Origin of the sequence: Roseivirga pacifica, from assembly GCF_900111145.1 — a bacterium.
Lineage (GTDB): Bacteria > Bacteroidota > Bacteroidia > Cytophagales > Cyclobacteriaceae > Roseivirga > Roseivirga pacifica.
The window spans coordinates 186072-203262 of the sequence record NZ_FOIR01000004.1; the positions used below are offsets into that span (position 1 = coordinate 186072).

A 17191-nucleotide genomic window follows, 5' to 3' on the forward strand; every position below is an offset into this window, starting at 1 on the left:
GCAATTATTTCAAAATTGGAGCATACGATCGGCCAAGTCAAAGCCTAACTGACTACCAATGGCCACGCCCATTCCGCCTAATCGCACTCCCATAAAAACACGGTCCGTATGCTGCTTAAGCATGGGTTGCTTATTCGGACCAAAGGCCATTATACCGCTCCAAACATGCTCAATTTCAACTGATTGATTCGGACAAATCACTTCGTTTAAGTCGTGCTTCAGCTTATTCAATATCTTCTCATTAATTTCAAATGCAGTGGTTTCTTCTTCGGCTTCAGCCAAATTTCGGCCACCTCCAAAAATTATTCTATTCTCATAATTTCTGAAGTAATAATAGCCTTCCTCGTAATGGAAAGTACCCTTGAATTTTAATCCAGCTACTGGCTTGGTCACTAGTACCGTTCCTCTGCCCGGAGCCAATGCAGTTTCAGGCAAGAGATTTTTTGTAAATGCATTTGTACAAAGCGCTATATTCTCTGCACGAAAGCTAAGCCCTCCGGCCTTGACAGTAACACCGTTTGCTTGCTCTTCAAAAGCTTCTACTTCAATTCCAGAAATTACCTCAACTCCCAATGATGTGGCTAGCTGTTGCAGGCGCTTCATCATTTTCCCCGTATGAATCTGTGCTTCTAACGGATTAAAAATAACCGCAGACACATGCGCTTGATTAAAGCCAAAGTCCTCAATCTTTTCGTTTGTTTGGCGGTAAACTTCTTGGTCGAAAAGTGGCTTGAGCAAATCATTTACTTCATCCAACTTATCAAGTGCATTTAACTGATTCTTTGACAATAGTTCATATCCCCCATACGACCTATAATCTATTGCTGTATCGCCCAGTCTTTTTCTCAACAGCTGAAGCCCATTCCATCGTGTACTCACCAGGTTGACTACCTCTTCAGGACTCATTTTTTGCAGGTCTACCATTATCTCGGTAAGACTGCCAAAACAAGCAAAGCCTGCGTTTTTTGTACTGGCTCCTGTAGGAAAAACCCCTCTTTCTAAAACCAACACCCGCTTGTTAGGTGCCTTTTCCATTAATGAAACCGCTGTAGAAAGCCCAACAATTCCGCCACCAATAATGATGTGATCGTAGTTTAAAAAGTGATCTTTTTCCCAAAAACTAAGCATAGGTGTTTGTTTGAAATAGAATGTATAAATTAAAAGAAAATCTAGCGCATATGTTCGACCCTGCAACACTAATGGTGAAAGCCAGAACTTCCAAAAAACATCTATCCTTATTGAATTTTGGATTGGCGAGAATGATTCCTTTCAATAAACCTCATGGTTTCAGAATAACTGAAATTGGCGATGGGTCGGTAAAAATCTACATACCATATAAAAGAACAAACTTTAACCATATAAAAGGAATACATGCCTGTGCCTTGGCTACAGCTTCGGAATACTCCACTGGCTTGGTGCTGCTCAATAAACTCGACCCGAAAAAGTACCGCATTATTATGCAGAAAATGGAGATGGAGTACCATTACCAAGCAAAGATGCACAGCGAGGTAAACTTTGCGCTAACAGATGAATGGCTGCTCGAAAATGTGATCAACCCGCTTGCTACCAGCGAAAAAACAACGGTAATCTGCGAAGTAAAAACACATGACAGCGAAGGCAACCATCTAACCACAGGTAAAATTCATTGGCAAATAAAGGCATGGGATAAAGTAAAAACCAAGGCCTGAATCCACTAGTAAAAATTCATTCTTTGGTAGTTAGTAGAAGTTTTATATTCCCAATACTAAACAACCAGAGAAATGAAAAAACTAGTACTACTAATGCTTACTGCATTCGCTATATCAGCATGTAGTTCGGGCATAGAAAAAGAAAGTTCCACTACCTACTTTGTAACTAAGCTGGGCAACGACACGCTGGCCATTGAGCGCATTAATTATGGCAATAACAGCATTTCGGCCGATGTACTATTAAGGAGTCCCAGTATATCGCTTACCAGTTACCAACTCGCTTGGAACGAGAACAACCAGCTAATTAGCATGCGTGCTGAAGATGTGACAGACCTAGGCGGGTTCGGAAAAGGCACAGGTACAATCACACAAGAAATAGCAGAAAATGGAGATAGCCTAGCCATTACGGCTACCTTTCGTGGCAACGAAATAACCTACAACCTTGCCAACGACCAAAAGTTATTGCCCTTTATCGACATGGTGCACTGGCCTTTTGATATTGCGCTTCAGCGTGCGCATGTCAGTAAGTCGGACTCTACGCATCAATATTTAATATCGGGCAGAAGGGCTAGCGACTTTATAATTCACAATACAGCAGGAAATGACTTTACCCTACGCCACCCTTCGCGTGGAGTTATGCTGGTAAAAACCAACGACAAGGGGCAACTTACTTGGCTAGATGCTAAAAACACTACCAGAAAGCTTATTGTGGAAAGAACCAACACGCTCAACTTTGATGAGTTGGTTGCTCACTATGTAGTGCATGACAAAGAAAACTCGCCATTCGGAACCCTATCGCCTGCACAAGAAGGTGAATTCAGTTTTAAAGGAAGCGATTTCAAAGTGACTTATGGCTCCCCATTAAAGCGCGGAAGAGACATTTATGGCGGCATAGTTAGCTATGGCAATAGATGGAGAACTGGTGCCAACCGAGCAACTCATTTTAGCACAAGCAAGCCCATACAGATTAATGGCAGTACCGTGCCTGCGGGTGAATACACGCTATTCACCATACCAGAAGAGGATGGCGGTACACTGATAATTAATAAGCAGACAGGACAAAACGGTCAATCGTATGATGAAAGTAGAGACCTTATGCGCGTTCCCATGAGTAGAAAAAGCCAAGATGATGTAACCGAATCGTTTACTATAGAGATTGTTGAAACAGAAAAGGGCGGACAGCTTCAGCTCATATGGGACACCACCATTTACTATGTTGACTTTACCTTTTAAGTCACTTTAACAATGGCCGTTGCCTTTCCACAAGGCAGCGACCATTCATTTTTTTAGTTTTAATTTAACGATAATTAGGTATTTAAAATTGATGCATTTTTTTCACTAAAATCAACACATACATTTTTTTGTCGTTCACCACATAAAGAAAAGGCGACACCACCATAAATTCGTTTAAAAACACATAACCAACTGATTACAAGCCAAAACGGAGGCTATTTTTTCATTCCTTTCTTTCCTATCTTGGGGTAACCTTATACAAGAGTACACTCAACCTAAACCAATTGTCTGGCAAGTTATGATGCTATTCAGAACACTTTTTAATGGGCTCGGAGGCCTAAGAAAAAGAAAGTATTATAGAGAAGATCGGGTAGATTTTTACAGAAATAAGAATGCCCTTATTGCCAAAGCTTCCATCAACGACATTATTACTCGTAACAGCTACGATGTCTTCGTTAGTAAAAAGCACATAAATTTTTACGGCATTGCCTTTGGCACAAGCTTAAAAGCTTGCAAAAAGAAGATGGGCAAGCCAAATTTTGAAGTCAAGAAAGGCTCTGCTTTAGAAGGTCAGAATACTATATTCTACCGCCTAAGAATTGCCAATGTAAAATGTGTGCTTCAATTACACTTTTTTAACGACCAATTCTTTTTTGGCCAGTTAAGCTTAAAGCATAATACAGGCTATTTCTCTGGAGAATTAATAAACATTGTGCGCGAAAAATACGGACTTCCAGAAGCAAAATACTTCGAGCTCATTACCGATGAGCACGATAATAAGATCGAATTTATAGAAGGCATGGCTCCTTGTATTCGCTACACCACTGGCGACCAAAAGCTGCTAGCCGAAATAAGAACAGCATTACATAGTGCACAAACAAAACAAAGATCAAGGCGCCTTAAGCAGAATGAAATGCTACTGGAGCTTGTATAAAATATTCCCTTTCACCTAAACACTCAAGACCAAAAAGCCGGATTTATTCACCGGCTTTTTTCATTTACACTTTACCTACATAAAATGATAAACTATATTTGAGTTTAGTCTAAACTCATATGAAGGAAAAACAGAGAAGAAGTACCACTTGCAAAAACTGTGACTCAACTCTGGAGGAAGGTTTCAACTTTTGCCCGGTTTGTGGTCAAAGCAACAGCGACAACAACGTAAGCTTCACTACGCTTATCAAAGAATTCCTCGATAACTACTTCGGTATAGACTCTAAAATGGCGCATAGTGCCGTGCCATTTCTATTTAAACCTGGTGCACTCACTAATCGCTTTCAAGAAGGAAAGGTAAAGCACTTTATTCACCCAGTAAGACTCTACCTTGTAATGAGTCTCTTCTACTTCTTCACCATTAGCTATTTACTTTCAGACTTTGATTTGAGCACGCTAGATGATAGAATGGAATACCGTTCAGCAGCCTTCGAAGACCTGAAAGACAGCGATGAACTTAAAATGCTTAGCGATAGTGTGAAGTTTTCGCTTTTGAATGACACTTTGGTAAACAAATATCCTTCTATCACCAATTTTGCTGCGCTAATAGATACGCTAGAAGTAAATTATGGCGAAGACTTTATTGAAGACAACAAGGTTTCTCTCGAAGGCATAGACATTCCTATCTCTCAAAACGAACGCTATTTTGATAAGCTGCACAGACTTGCTAGAGATCATCGCGTTACGGATGATCAGTTTATGGATTCGCTAGCCAATGGTGATAGCAGCGGTGGCTGGAACATGAACTTTTTTGGCGGTGACGGTGGAGACCATGTCAAGCAACAGGTCAGGAAAATATTCGAAAATGACCAAGGCTTTAAAGGCTTTGTACTTGGCAATTTACCACTTATGATGTTCTTGCTGATTCCGCTTTTTGCAGGGGTACTTAAGATGGTTTATGTCAGAAGAAGCCATCTTTACATAAAGCATATTGTGCACGCTCTGCATGTTCACTCCTTTGCCTACCTTATTTATGGCATCATACTTTTGATTGCATTTAAGGTAATTACCGAAGAGAATTTTCCGAATGCCGACATTGAATCTGCCAGGGCTTGGCCATTGTTCCTCTTCTTTGTATTAGCCAGCACATACACTTACATCTCATTTTTAAAAGTGTATAAACAAGGTTGGTTTAAAACCCTGATAAAATTCAATATCGTAGGCTTTGTTTACCTATTTCTACTCTCAACCTTTTTCGGGTTCGAGGTTTACATAAGCTTCTGGTACTACTAAAGCAGGGCTTTTAAAGACTTGCGACTGGCGTCTATAATATCGTCCGCTATCTCTTTAGTAATGGCCGTAGAAACAAAGTAGGTCTCGAACTGAGATGGTGGCAGGTAAACACCATTATCAAGCATATTTCTAAAGTATTTACCGAACAAGCTTAGGTTGGAAGACTTAGCCGTATCGAAATCAACCACTTTCTGATCGGTAAAGAATAGACTTATCATAGAACCAATTCGATTGATTGTATAAGGTAGGCTCAACTCATCCAAGATATCTTGAAAGCCATTTTCAAGCTTAGATGTAATGAGTGCCAAATCGTTATAGAGCGTTTCATTCTCGTTGATTTGTGAAAGCATGGCGTAACCCGCAGCCATTGCTACCGGATTACCAGAAAGCGTTCCTGCCTGATAAACAGGCCCCACTGGCGATACAAAATCCATGATTTCGCGCTTACCACCATAGGCACCTACAGGCATTCCACCACCTATAATTTTACCCAGTGTGGTAATATCCGCCTGCACATTGAAAACACCTTGAGCACCAGCTTTAGACAAACGGAACCCCGTCATCACTTCATCAAAAATCAGGACAATACCTTCGGCATCGCAAATACTACGAAGACCTTCTAGAAAACCATCTTTTGGCAATACACAGCCCATGTTTCCGGCAACCGGCTCCACTATTATTGCTGCAATATTGCCTCGGCTGGCGGCTACTGCCTCGTGTACTTTGTTCAAGTCATTAAAAGGAACGGTAATCGTATCTTGCGCCACGCCTTTGGTTACACCAGGGCTGTTAGGCTCACCTAAAGTAATGGCTCCACTACCCGCTGCAATCAAAAATGAGTCGCCATGACCGTGATAGCAGCCTTCGAACTTAATGATCTTAGACTTACCTGTATATCCACGCGCCAATCGAATAGCCGACATGGTAGCTTCAGTTCCTGAATTCACCATGCGCACCTTGTCGATGCTTGGCACCATGTCACAGATTAACTCGGCCATTTTCACCTCCATGGCAGTTGGAGCGCCAAAAGAAAGAGAGTCTTTAATAGCCTTAGCTACCGCCTCCTGAATTTGCTCATTACCGTGACCAAGAATCATTGGCCCCCATGAGTTTATCAGGTCAACATATTGGTTGTCATCCTCATCTATCATATAAGCTCCATGAGCCCTCTTAATGAATAAAGGATTACCTCCAACAGCTTTAAATGCTCTTACAGGCGAATTAACTCCACCCGGAATATAGTTTTGTGCTTCTTCAAAAAGCTGAGTGCTTCTTTTAGATTCAGGCATATTATTTCTTCTCTTCTATTATTTCAACCTTCGCGCCCCTTACTTTCATGTAAGGAATGTAGCGATTATCATTGGAAAGCTTGTACTCCAAAAAGTCGGTAAGCTCTCCTGGTATTTTGTCTTGTCGTTTTAGGCCAACTTGGAAATACTTTCCATAGCGATGCAGCAGTCTACCAAAGCTTACCACAATGTCGTAGCCGATGTACGCATCGCCAAGTCGCTCTTCACGAACAGGGTTAGTATAGTATTTGTTCAGGTAGCGCTGTCTAAATTCGGTCACCTGTGGCTTTCCATAGTTAATATGGTTCGTTCCTGTAAAAGCAGAATTCACACGCTCCAACTGAGCGAAAGACACTGTTTGCTCTGCCGTTAGAAACCTTGATGATGAAAGAAACTCAATTGTATCAGGTCTTGCATCAATACCACTCAAAGCAGATGTGGAAAGCGATGAAAAATCGGATGCTATAAAGATGTGCCCCAAACTATCTGGCAATATCCTTAATGTATCATATACAAAATCTCTTTCTGAATAAATCTCCCAGTCAGCTTCGCCAGCCGCTCTCAACGAATCCATTTCAGCCATCATTAAGTCAACAGCAATAGAATCCCTGTCTACTTCCTCTTCATCAAGCAAAAGCTGCTGAATTTTCACTGACTCATTCGGTAGTACCCCTTCAAATATGGTTACATTGAAAGAGTCTTCCTCAATCAGCTTTCGATACAAATCTGCTCTAGGCTTATCGGAAAAACCACTGTAGAAAACTGCAGCATTCTTGTTCTTCCTAAAGTTCTCCTTAGCATAATTGGCTGCCTTAATAGCAATGGACTCATTGCTCGGGTAGTACAGAAACGCAAAAGGATTAGCCGCCATGATTTCCGAGTTAGAAGAAAGTGGGTTGATCATATTGATCTGCTTTTCTTTTGAAAAAGCGTTCACCTCATTAATACTCGATTCAGTAACCGGACCAATAATTAAATCCAGGCTATCCAACTCGCCTTCACTAATCATTTTCGCAAGCGACTTTCTAGCATCTCTTGTATCAACAGGAATCAGGTTAACTTTTATACCTTCTTCCTCAAGTTTTTGCACTGCCAATTGCGCTCCATAGTACATTCTAGAAGTCCAATTGCGCTCAACACGTACCAAAGAAGCAGAATCTGATCTGTAATAAAATGGCAAAAACAGCCCCACATTATAAACCGATTTTTTTGGTGAAGACTCAATACCTTCTACCCCAAGGTCGATTTTCAATTCGTAGGATTCTTCCAAGCTCATTAAACGGTTGATGTCTTGCTGCTCAACTGGCTTTTCAAGAATAAGCTCTGCAATACGCGAAGCAATTGCACCTTCCTGAGGAAATTCGCCAAGCATTTGCTCAAGCACATCAATCTCGGTTTCGGCAGCTAATGCCGACTTCTTGATCGCTTCTTTGTATTGCGCCAGCGAATCATTCTTAACTAAGGCTAAGTATTCAAAAGACTCTTGCGGGTTTCCTTCTTTAGCATTCAAAAAGCCCAACCAATAGTTCATCTCATCTGGCTCCCAATAAGGGTAGCGTTCCTTGATTTGAAGAAACATGTTCTTGGCTGTTTCAGCATCGTCTGCTCGGTAAGCCGAAATAGCATAGTAATATGCCGCATAGCGTACCATATCGTTCTCTTGGTCAAGAGCCGAAATAGCCGCAAACTTACCTTGTGCCAAAGCATATTGCTCCTGATCGAAAAGGCTTTTACCTTCTTCGAAAATTTGCTTTACGTTTTGTGCACTAAGCTGAGCGCTGAAAGAAAAAACTAGTAATAATGCTAAAAAGTATCGCTTCATTATTCCCATTCGATGGTCGCTGGTGGTTTAGAGCTAATGTCATAAACCACTCGGTTAACTCCTTTTACTTTATTTATAATATCGTTAGAAACGTCTTGCAAGAAATCGTACGGTAGGTTCACCCAATCGGCAGTCATACCATCTACACTAGTAACAGCCCTTAAAGCCACTACGCGCTCGTAAGTACGCTCATCGCCCATTACACCAACCGACTGAACTGGTAGTAACATGGCTCCGGCTTGCCAAACGTCATCGTATAAACCTCGCTCTTTTAATCCGTTTATAAAAATGTAATCCACTTCTTGAAGAATGGCTACTTTTTCTGGTGTAATATCTCCCAAAATTCGAATGCCAAGCCCTGGCCCTGGGAAAGGATGACGACCTAAAATATTCGGATCTATATCAAGGCTTCGACCTACATTTCTTACTTCATCTTTAAAAAGTGTATTCAGTGGCTCTACAACTTTCAGGTTCATCTTCTCTGGCAAACCACCAACGTTGTGGTGAGATTTTATAGTAGCAGAAGGCCCTTTAACAGACACCGATTCAATTACATCAGGGTAAATTGTTCCCTGACCCAACCACTTTACATCTTGAATTTTATGCGCCTCTTGGTCGAATACTTCGATAAACACTCGCCCAATTGCCTTTCTTTTATCTTCCGGATCGGTCAAGCCTTCCAATGCTTTGTAGAATTGATCTTTAGCATCAACTCCCTTTACATTCAAGCCCATGCCTTTGTAAGAATCCAATACAGATTCAAACTCATTCTTGCGCAACAAGCCATTATCTACAAAAATACAGTGAAGGTTTTCGCCAATAGCTTTATTGATAAGTACCGCAGCCACAGATGAATCTACTCCACCAGAAAGGCCAAGCACCACTTTATCATTACCCAATTGTTGCTTAAGGTTAGCAATTGTAGACTCTGCAAAAATATCTGGCGTCCACTCTTGCGCACAGCCACAAATATGTACCACAAAGTTTCTTAGCAAGGTTTTTCCTTCTTCAGAGTGCGTTACTTCCGGGTGGAACTGAATACCATAGGTTTGCTCATCGGCTACTTTGTAAGCGGCCACTTTTACGCTTGGCGTGCTTGCAATTACATCAAACCCAGCTGGTAAATCTTTAATGGTATCTCCGTGCGACATCCACACCTGAGAATCCATGCTTATTTCCTTTAAAAGATCGAAATGCGTATCTACATGACTCAAACGAGCCCTACCGTATTCACGAATTTCTGATGGCAATACATTACCTCCATATTTTTGCGCCATTAATTGTGCTCCATAGCACACCCCTAGCACAGGGAATTTCTTTCTGAATTGATCTACATCGATATCCGGTGCATCAGCTTCTCTTACAGAGCACGGGCTACCAGAAAGGATTACACCTTTAATGTCGTCAGTAATTTCAGGAATGTTGTTGTAAGGGTGGATTTCGCAGTAAACGTTTAGTTCACGAACTCTTCTTGCAATTAGCTGAGTATACTGCGATCCGAAATCTAGAATGAGGATCTGTTCTGCCATGCGCAAAAATAACATTCACCAGCACTATTAACCAATAAAAGCAAACGAATTCTGACATACATGTAAATACTTAGTGTGCCATATTATGCTCATAATCAGCAAGAACCAATCATCTCATGATTCGAAATTATATTTCGTATATACAATATTTTAAAATATTATTCCGAATACGTAACATATTCAGAATTATATTCGTATATATTAATAAGTTTTAGATAAAATGGCAGGTTATTCAAATACACCCTTAGTAAAGAAACTCGGCATAAAGCCGAGCTTTTTAATGATGCCGGTTAACGTACCGCACAACTACTGGGAGCTATTAGGCACCTTACCTGAAAACGTTCAGGTGGTAGAAGCAAAAAGACCTGTCGAACACACGGTAGATTTCATTCACATTTTTAGCAAAAGCGCTAACGAATTAAAGAATGAGATGCACTCCTTAAAAACTAGCCTTAAAAAAGACGGCATGCTATGGGTCTCGTGGCCCAAAAAAGCCGCTAAAGTGGCCACTGACCTGAACGATGGAGTAGTTCGGGAATTAGGGCTAGCCACCGGATTGGTCGACACAAAAGTTTGTGCGATTGATGACATCTGGTCTGGATTAAAGTTCGTCTATCGCAAGATAGATCGTTAATCCGAACCCCATCCATTTTCTCGAAAAACCCTGACAGCCAAAGTGGCTGAACAGCACAACCATGTTTAACCCTTAAATTTTATACACTATGACCATTTTAGGAATCATCATTATCATTATTGGGCTTATCACCCTAATTCTACGTCCTCAATTGAACGATGAGGACACTGTAAAAGAAACCGTTGGCGGGCAAGTTCAGGTAGTAAAGCGTAAGTCGCCCCCTTGGCTACTTATGTTTACCCGCAGAGTATCAATTGCGGTAATTATTACAGGTGGCCTACTCATTACTCTACCATATCTGTTCTTTTGGGCAGAGCCGGGCTACCAGTACTTTGTGGTATACCCAAATGGTAAAAAAGACGCCATAATGACGGAAGGAATTAAATTTCGTGGGTTTGCGAAAATCACACCCTGGCAAAAATTTATCGATGTTAAAGTTGTCGGAGCCGAAGAAGACGACAGAGACATTGAAGGGAAAATGGATCCCATTCCCATCCGGTTCATCGACCAAGTTACCGCTACGACAAAGCTGTCTACACGTTTTCAACTGCCTGCAGACAAAGAGTCGTTCATTGAAATGGCTATTGAGTTCCGTTCATTACAGAACCTCTCAAACAACACGCTAATCCCTACGGTGCGCGAGGTTGTATCGAACACAGGATATATGTTTGCCGCTCAGGATTATATTTCCGGATCAGCATCAGACTTCCGCGTAGCGATTGAAGAGCAACTGAAAGACGGTGCCTATAGTGTTGAAAAAACAGAGTATCGCGACACGGTAATTACTGCCATTGAGCAAGAAAGCCGCGAAATCAAAGAGGTACAAACACGATACGAAGTAAAAAAGCGTGTAGATGAAAACGGTCAATTCATCCGAATTCCGCACGACATAAACGAAAACAACATTATAGTAGCGCAGGTAATTGTGGACGATGTAATTCTGGAGCAAGTGTTTAAGCAGCGATTGGAAGCTCAACGTGACGAGTCGGCAAAACGTCAGCTAGAGCAGCAAAAGATCAAAACTGCGAAAGATGCCCAGGCCAGAATTATTGCCGAAGGTGAGCGTGACAAAGCTGCGGAGCGTGTAACGCAAGAGAAAGAGCAAGTAAAAGCCCTGATCTCTATTGAAACAAAACTGAAGCAAGAGGAGACCAATAAAAAATTGGCAGCCATAGCACTGGAAACTGAAAGACTTAGAGCCTCTGCACAAAAGGTAAAAGCAGATGCAGAATCCTATCAGAACTCTAAGTTGGTTCAAGCCGGCTTAACTCCGCAGCAAAGAGCTGAACTCGAAAAAGAGATTGCGATTGGTGTAGCAAAGGAAATTGCGAAAATCAAATTCCCTACAACAATGATCATTGGTGGCGAAGATGGAGGCGGAACTCCACTAGAAGCGTTGATTGGCGCAACCATGACAAAGCAGCTCACTTCAAACGGAAAGGGCTACTAAAAAGAAAAGCGGGGAAACCCGCTTTATTTTTTCACCTCTAAAAAGTAATATCGAACACCAAGTGTTGCGGTATTCCAATCCCAAGATTTTAAGCCATAATTATATTCTGCACGAACCGCAAACTTACTTGGCCTAAACTCTAGCTGAGACCTTAAAAAACTAGGATTATCCCGGTTACCGATATATCCGTCAAAACCCGATAAATCAGTAGCCAAATACCATTTCTTTCTGGTGTATTCAATCCCCAAACCATACGAAATGGCATCGTTTTGCAACTGATTCGACCCTCCAGGCAACTTATTCATATTCGTTTGCCATGTTAAAAAGCCCACCGCTAGTTTCACCAGAAGCTTTTGATCCTCCTTATTAACCAGTGTTTTTGAAAAAATACCATCCCACAAATACAAACTATGGTCAGTTGATCGAGCATTTTCCAGCTGCCCCCCAGTAGTGGTTTTAACATGTGCCCTAAAACCGAAATTGAACGGCAGCAACTTTCCCTCCTCGAAGGCCTTAACTATAAAACCATATGCCAAATCGCCTGAATTACCTTCATGAATGGAGATCATTCTACGCTCATCTCTGGTTTCGGCAGTTACATGCCAGGTTTCGTAAGCCACACTGGTTACATAAAGGCTGACTTTATTTTTAGCCAATGGAATATTGGCCTTCACAAATAGGTTATCCGTTTCGTCACCATTTCCACGATGCATTTGCCCAGCTACTTGTAGCCATAGCTCATCATCAATGGTCATATTTGGCAAAGAGGGAATGGCAAAAGCATTAGGCCCCATGTAACCAGGTGAGATATTGATGTAACGCCTGCGGTTAGGACCGGCCGCATCAGGATAATTGTGCAGCTGATCCCACCAGTCCCAAAAACTTTGCGCCTGGCAAAGCATTGGAACGAACAGTAACAAGTTAAAAATCAGTCTTCGAAGCGGTCTTTTCAAAGTGTGCCCTTGGTAGAAGGTAAAACATCAAGTTCTTCAGCATTTCGCTTTACAGCCATTTTAATGGCTTTCGCAAAAGCTTTAAAGATAGCCTCTATTTTGTGATGTTCATTATCTCCCTCCACCTTAATATTTAAGTTGCACTGGGCAGCATCTGAGAATGACTTGAAAAAGTGCATAAACATTTCAGTTGGCATGTCACCCACTTTTTCACGCTTAAAGTCAGCTTCCCAAACTAACCACGGACGACCGCTAAAGTCTATCGCCACTTGTGCCAAAGCCTCATCCATTGGCAATAAAAACCCGTAGCGATTAATGCCTCGTTTATCGCCAATGGCCTTTTTAAAGGCCTCACCCAGTGCCAAAGCAGTATCTTCTATGGTATGATGCTCATCGATATGCAAGTCGCCTTTTACAAGCACTTTTAAGTCTGAACCAGAGTGTTTCCCTAACTGATCTAACATATGATCGAAGAAACCTAAACCTGTTTCATTCTGGCAGTTTCCTTTGCCATCAAGGTTCAGTTCAACCTGAATATCAGTCTCTTTTGTCACACGGCTCACACTTACTTTGCGTTCCGGCATTTGCAAAAACTGAAATATTTCATCCCACGAGGTAGTCGTAAGCGCAGCTTCTTCATGCTTGTCCTCAGCAATAAAGATTGCCTTAGCACCTAAATTCTTAGCCAATTGAATATCAGAAGTTCTATCACCAAAAACATAAGAATTAGCCAAGTCGTAATCGCCTTGCATGTATTTCGTCAGCATACCTGTCCCCGGCTTTCTGGTATCAGCATTTTCATGCTCAAAGGTTCTATCAATACAAACTTCATCGAATACCACCCCTTCATTCTCCAGGGTTTTGAGCATCTTATTGTGGGCAGGCCAAAACGTATCTTCTGGAAAGCTATCCGTTCCCAACCCATCTTGATTGGTAACCATTACCAATTCATAATCTAATTGCTCTGCAATCTTTCTTAGGTTAGAAATAGCACCAGGTAAAAACTCCAATTTCTCCAATGAGTCTACTTGGTAATCGGTTGGTGGCTCAACTATAATTGTGCCGTCTCTATCTATAAAAAGTACTTTTTTCATAATTGGTCAATTGACCATGGACCATAAACCATGGACTAGTTTCTTAAATTCTTTAAAGCCTCAACCAGCTTATCATTTTCTTCTTTAGTACCAATAGTAATCCTTAGTGCATCGCTGCAAAGCACAACTTTGGACCTATCACGTACAATGATCTTTTGTTCTATCAGCTTAGTGTAAAGCGCCCGAGCCCCTTTCACCTTTACCAAAAAGAAATTGGCATCGGTTGGATAAATATGCTCAACCACATCAAGTTGCTGTAATGCCGCCTTTAACTCCTTTGCATTTGCCAAAATCTCGGCTACCATTGCGTCTTTGTCCGTTGCATTTTTAAGCGCTTCCAGCACAGTTCGCTGCGTAAGACCACTTAAATTATAAGGTGCCTTTATCTTATTCATGATAGCCAAAATAGCTTCCGATGCGAATGCCATACCTATACGCAAGGCGGCCAACCCCCATGCTTTACTAAAAGTTTGCAGCACTACTAAATTAGGGTACTCCGCAAGTTTTTCAGCGAAAGAAGCCCTTTCTGCAAAATCAATATAAGCTTCGTCCACCACCACAATTCCTTTAAAAGTGGAAAGTAACGACTCGATTTTGGCCAAGGTAAAATCATTGCCGGTTGGGTTATTTGGCGAGCATACCCATATGATTTTCGTGTTTGCGTCAACGGCCACACTTATCGCTGGCACATCCAAATCATAGTTTTCGGTAAGCAAAACCTCCTTCACCTCTACCGCATTTATATCGGCACTTACCTGGTACATGCCGTAAGTTGGTGAGTTGATGATCACATTGTCTTTACTAGGTTCGCAAAAAGCGCGATACAGCAGATCAATCGGTTCATCGCTACCGTTTCCTAAAAAGATATTCTCGGCAGGAACACCTTTTATTTGGGCTATTGCTGACTTCAACTCCTTTTGATAAGGGTCAGGATATCGGTTCCAATTTTCATCGGTAATAGAACCGAAAGGGTTCTCATTGGCATCAAGAAAAACGCCTTCGCTTCCTTTATAATCATCGCGGGCAGAAGAGTAAGGCACCAAGTTTTTCAGGTGCGGTCTTAAAAGCGCATTCGGATCAAACATCTTTCAAGCTTTTAAGTCGAAGTGAAACTGCGTTTTTATGGCCATCGAGCTGTTCGGCAGCAGCCATAGTTTCTACTACTGGACCAAGTGCCTGTATACCGGCAGCAGAGATTTGCTGATAGGTTACTTTTTTCACATAACTATCCAGCGAAACCCCACTATACATTTTTGCATAGCCATTGGTTGGTAGCGTGTGGTTTGTACCCGAAGCATAATCACCCGCAGACTCTGGCGTATAATTCCCCAAGAACACAGAACCAGCATTGATGATTTGGTCCGCAACCTCCCAAGGTTCTTTCACCGAAAGAATTAAGTGTTCGGCTCCATATTCATTCAATAAATCAACCGCGTCAGCTTCATTTCCTAAAACTACAGCTACGCTATTAGCCAAAGACTTCTCGGCAAACTCGCGCCTTGGCAATACCTGTAATTGCTGATCTACCTCGGCTTTAACCTTGTCAACAATTGCCTCGTTTGCTGCTACCAGCACCACCTGAGAGTCTACACCATGTTCTGCCTGAGATAGCAAATCAGCCGCTACAAAAGCAGGCACAGCTGCATCATCCGCATATACCGCCACCTCAGAAGGACCTGCGGGCATATCGATCGCCAAACCATACTTGGTTGCTAACTGCTTGGCAGCAGTTACGTATTGATTTCCCGGGCCAAAAATTTTATTCACTTTAGGAATGGTTACCGTACCGAAAGTAAGACCAGCAATTGCCTGCGCTCCACCTACTTTAAATATTTTGGTAACCCCAACAGCCTTGGCTGCATATAAAATAGCAGGGTTAATGGCTCCATTTTCATCTGGCGGAGTACACAAAACAATCTCCTTGCAACCGGCAATTTTGGCTGGTACCGCCAACATTAGCACGGTAGAAAACAAAGGGGCCGTTCCGCCAGGAATATACAAGCCCACTTTTTCTATAGACACTGACCTGCGATAGCAAACAACTCCAGGCATTGTTTCCACCTTAAGTTCGTCTTGTTGCTGCGCAGTATGAAAAGCTTCAATGTTTGCTTTGGCCTGAAGAATTGCAGCCTTCAGTTCGGCTGGCACGCTGGCTTCTGCTGCTTCGAATTCAGCTTGAGAAACAGCCCATTCGCTAAGCCTTACCCCATCATACTTTTCGGTGTAGCGCTGAATCGCTGCATCGCCTTCATTTTTTACAGCCTCCATTACGGGGCGCACCAAAGCTTCGATGGATGCTAAATCCATTGTAGGCCGCTTAAGCAGCTGGCTCCACGAGGCTCTGGCCGGATTTACTACGGTTTTCATAGAATCATCTTTTCAATTGGCACAACCAAAATCCCTTCAGCACCCGCTTTTTTAAGGTCTTCAATTATTTGCCAGAAGTCATCTTCGCGAATTACTGTGTGAACAGAACTCCAGCCTTCCATTGCCAATGGCAACACCGTAGGGCTTTTTATACCCGGAAGAATTGAGATGATCTCATCAATCTTTTCGTTAGGAGAGTTCAGCAAAATATACTTGTTATTCTTGGCGGTTTGTACAGAATCTATTCTGAACAAAAGGCGGTTTAGTATCTCTTGCTTTTCAGCACTCAGCGACTTGTTTGCCAACATTACGGCTTCCGACTGATAGATTTCTTCTACCTCTTTAAGGCCGTTGCTCATAAGCGTAGAGCCCGAACTTACGATGTCGCAAATACCATAGGCCAAACCGATGCTTGGCGCAATTTCTACCGACCCGCTGATCTCGTGGATTTCAGCATCAATGCTATTCGCTTTTAGAAAGTCGCCTAGGATTTTAGGATAGGAAGTAGCCAAGCTTTTGCCCTGAAAATCCTGCACTCCGTTGTAGGGTTCGTTTTTATCTATTGCCAAAGACAGGCGGCATTTAGAGAAGCCTAATTTTTTGATCCAATCGACATCTTTGTCTTTTTCTTCGGCTTCATTCGCCCCCACGATACCGATATCGGCAATACCATCTTGTACATAACCCGGAATATCGTCATCTCTTAAAAAGAGAAATTCCATAGGGAAGTTTGATGCGGTGGCTTTTAGTTTTCCGGTGCCATTGTTCACCTTAATGCCACACTCTTTGATAAGTTTTAGGGAGTCATCACTTAAACGTCCCTTTTTCTGAACTGCAATGCGTAATGTATTTTCCATCTGATGTATTCAACAGAATTTTTAAAGAATTGATTAAAGAAAATATTGA

15 protein-coding genes are annotated in these 17191 nt (G+C 42.0%); 6 read left to right on the top strand and 9 right to left on the bottom strand.

What is annotated here, in order from left to right:
* Positions 1-9 precede the first annotated feature (9 nt).
* Positions 10-1128 (bottom strand): NAD(P)/FAD-dependent oxidoreductase, encoded by a 1119-nt coding sequence (locus tag BMW98_RS17900; protein ID WP_090260456.1) that lies wholly within the window; start codon positions 1126-1128, stop codon positions 10-12.
* Between the two features lie 20 nt (positions 1129-1148).
* Here BMW98_RS17900 and BMW98_RS17905 point away from each other — a divergent pair, with 20 nt between their 5' ends.
* The 4 genes from BMW98_RS17905 (at position 1149) to BMW98_RS17920 (ending at position 5147) form a co-directional block, all read left to right on the top strand.
* Positions 1149-1688, top strand: a complete 540-nt coding sequence (locus BMW98_RS17905; RefSeq protein ID WP_245733642.1) for a DUF4442 domain-containing protein — start codon at positions 1149-1151, stop codon at positions 1686-1688.
* Positions 1689-1760: 72 nt separating this feature from the next.
* Complete coding sequence (locus tag BMW98_RS17910; protein ID WP_090260458.1) at positions 1761-2921, top strand: DUF2911 domain-containing protein; 1161 nt, start codon at positions 1761-1763, stop codon at positions 2919-2921.
* A gap of 298 nt (positions 2922-3219) precedes the next feature.
* Positions 3220-3855: a hypothetical protein gene (locus tag BMW98_RS17915; protein WP_090260460.1), complete on the top strand. Its 636-nt coding sequence runs from the start codon at positions 3220-3222 to the stop codon at positions 3853-3855.
* Positions 3856-3974: 119 nt separating this feature from the next.
* Positions 3975-5147, top strand: coding sequence for a DUF3667 domain-containing protein (locus BMW98_RS17920; protein ID WP_090260462.1), 1173 nt, complete (start codon positions 3975-3977; stop codon positions 5145-5147).
* Here the strand turns inward: BMW98_RS17920 and hemL are convergent.
* The 3 genes from hemL to guaA are packed head-to-tail and all read right to left on the bottom strand — an operon-like array spanning position 5144 to position 9787.
* Positions 5144-6436: a glutamate-1-semialdehyde 2,1-aminomutase gene (hemL, locus tag BMW98_RS17925; protein ID WP_090260463.1), complete on the bottom strand. Its 1293-nt coding sequence runs from the start codon at positions 6434-6436 to the stop codon at positions 5144-5146. The two genes, BMW98_RS17920 and hemL, sit on opposite strands and share 4 nt — an antisense overlap.
* Before the next feature lies 1 nt (position 6437).
* On the bottom strand, positions 6438-8258 hold the full coding sequence (locus BMW98_RS17930; protein WP_139177672.1) for an ABC transporter substrate-binding protein: 1821 nt from the start codon (positions 8256-8258) through the stop codon (positions 6438-6440).
* Entirely contained in the window at positions 8258-9787 is a 1530-nt protein-coding gene (gene guaA, locus BMW98_RS17935) for a glutamine-hydrolyzing GMP synthase (RefSeq protein ID WP_090260775.1), read from the bottom strand. Before guaA ends, BMW98_RS17930 begins: the two co-directional genes overlap by 1 nt.
* Before the next feature lie 220 nt (positions 9788-10007).
* Between guaA and BMW98_RS17940 the strand changes: the two genes are divergently transcribed.
* Entirely contained in the window at positions 10008-10421 is a 414-nt protein-coding gene (locus tag BMW98_RS17940; RefSeq protein ID WP_090260467.1) for a DUF3052 family protein, read from the top strand.
* Positions 10422-10509: 88 nt separating this feature from the next.
* Positions 10510-11871: a cell envelope integrity TolA family protein gene (locus BMW98_RS17945; RefSeq protein ID WP_090260469.1), complete on the top strand. Its 1362-nt coding sequence runs from the start codon at positions 10510-10512 to the stop codon at positions 11869-11871.
* 23 nt (positions 11872-11894) lie between these two features.
* Here the strand turns inward: BMW98_RS17945 and BMW98_RS17950 are convergent, their stop codons facing one another.
* Genes BMW98_RS17950 through hisG form a run of 5 tightly spaced genes read right to left on the bottom strand, consistent with a single transcriptional unit; the run spans position 11895 to position 17142 of the window.
* Positions 11895-12824, bottom strand: coding sequence for a hypothetical protein (locus BMW98_RS17950; RefSeq protein WP_139177674.1), 930 nt, complete (start codon positions 12822-12824; stop codon positions 11895-11897).
* Entirely contained in the window at positions 12821-13918 is a 1098-nt protein-coding gene (gene hisB, locus BMW98_RS17955; RefSeq protein ID WP_090260475.1) for a bifunctional histidinol-phosphatase/imidazoleglycerol-phosphate dehydratase HisB, read from the bottom strand. Before hisB ends, BMW98_RS17950 begins: the two co-directional genes overlap by 4 nt.
* A gap of 35 nt (positions 13919-13953) precedes the next feature.
* Positions 13954-15003 (bottom strand): histidinol-phosphate transaminase, encoded by a 1050-nt coding sequence (gene hisC, locus BMW98_RS17960; RefSeq protein WP_090260477.1) that lies wholly within the window; start codon positions 15001-15003, stop codon positions 13954-13956.
* A complete protein-coding gene (hisD, locus tag BMW98_RS17965) occupies positions 14996-16285 on the bottom strand; it encodes a histidinol dehydrogenase (protein WP_090260479.1) in 1290 nt (429 codons plus the stop codon). Before hisD ends, hisC begins: the two co-directional genes overlap by 8 nt.
* The gene (gene hisG, locus BMW98_RS17970) at positions 16282-17142 is read right to left on the bottom strand and encodes an ATP phosphoribosyltransferase (RefSeq protein WP_090260482.1); all 861 of its coding nucleotides are present in this window, start codon (positions 17140-17142) and stop codon (positions 16282-16284) included. Before hisG ends, hisD begins: the two co-directional genes overlap by 4 nt.
* Between the last annotated feature and the right edge of the window lie 49 nt (positions 17143-17191).

What these genes read in the sequence shown, in the direction of transcription:
- BMW98_RS17900 (WP_090260456.1), bottom strand. Translation starts at nt 1,128, where the DNA reads ATGCTTAGTTTTTGGGAAAAAGATCACTTTTTAAACTACGATCACATC.
- BMW98_RS17905 (WP_245733642.1), top strand. Translation starts at nt 1,149, where the DNA reads ATGTATAAATTAAAAGAAAATCTAGCGCATATGTTCGACCCTGCAACA.
- BMW98_RS17910 (WP_090260458.1), top strand. Translation starts at nt 1,761, where the DNA reads ATGAAAAAACTAGTACTACTAATGCTTACTGCATTCGCTATATCAGCA.
- BMW98_RS17915 (WP_090260460.1), top strand. Translation starts at nt 3,220, where the DNA reads ATGATGCTATTCAGAACACTTTTTAATGGGCTCGGAGGCCTAAGAAAA.
- BMW98_RS17920 (WP_090260462.1), top strand. Translation starts at nt 3,975, where the DNA reads ATGAAGGAAAAACAGAGAAGAAGTACCACTTGCAAAAACTGTGACTCA.
- hemL (WP_090260463.1), bottom strand. Translation starts at nt 6,436, where the DNA reads ATGCCTGAATCTAAAAGAAGCACTCAGCTTTTTGAAGAAGCACAAAAC.
- BMW98_RS17930 (WP_139177672.1), bottom strand. Translation starts at nt 8,258, where the DNA reads ATGAAGCGATACTTTTTAGCATTATTACTAGTTTTTTCTTTCAGCGCT.
- guaA (WP_090260775.1), bottom strand. Translation starts at nt 9,787, where the DNA reads ATGGCAGAACAGATCCTCATTCTAGATTTCGGATCGCAGTATACTCAG.
- BMW98_RS17940 (WP_090260467.1), top strand. Translation starts at nt 10,008, where the DNA reads ATGGCAGGTTATTCAAATACACCCTTAGTAAAGAAACTCGGCATAAAG.
- BMW98_RS17945 (WP_090260469.1), top strand. Translation starts at nt 10,510, where the DNA reads ATGACCATTTTAGGAATCATCATTATCATTATTGGGCTTATCACCCTA.
- hisB (WP_090260475.1), bottom strand. Translation starts at nt 13,918, where the DNA reads ATGAAAAAAGTACTTTTTATAGATAGAGACGGCACAATTATAGTTGAG.
- hisC (WP_090260477.1), bottom strand. Translation starts at nt 15,003, where the DNA reads ATGTTTGATCCGAATGCGCTTTTAAGACCGCACCTGAAAAACTTGGTG.
- hisD (WP_090260479.1), bottom strand. Translation starts at nt 16,285, where the DNA reads ATGAAAACCGTAGTAAATCCGGCCAGAGCCTCGTGGAGCCAGCTGCTT.
- hisG (WP_090260482.1), bottom strand. Translation starts at nt 17,142, where the DNA reads ATGGAAAATACATTACGCATTGCAGTTCAGAAAAAGGGACGTTTAAGT.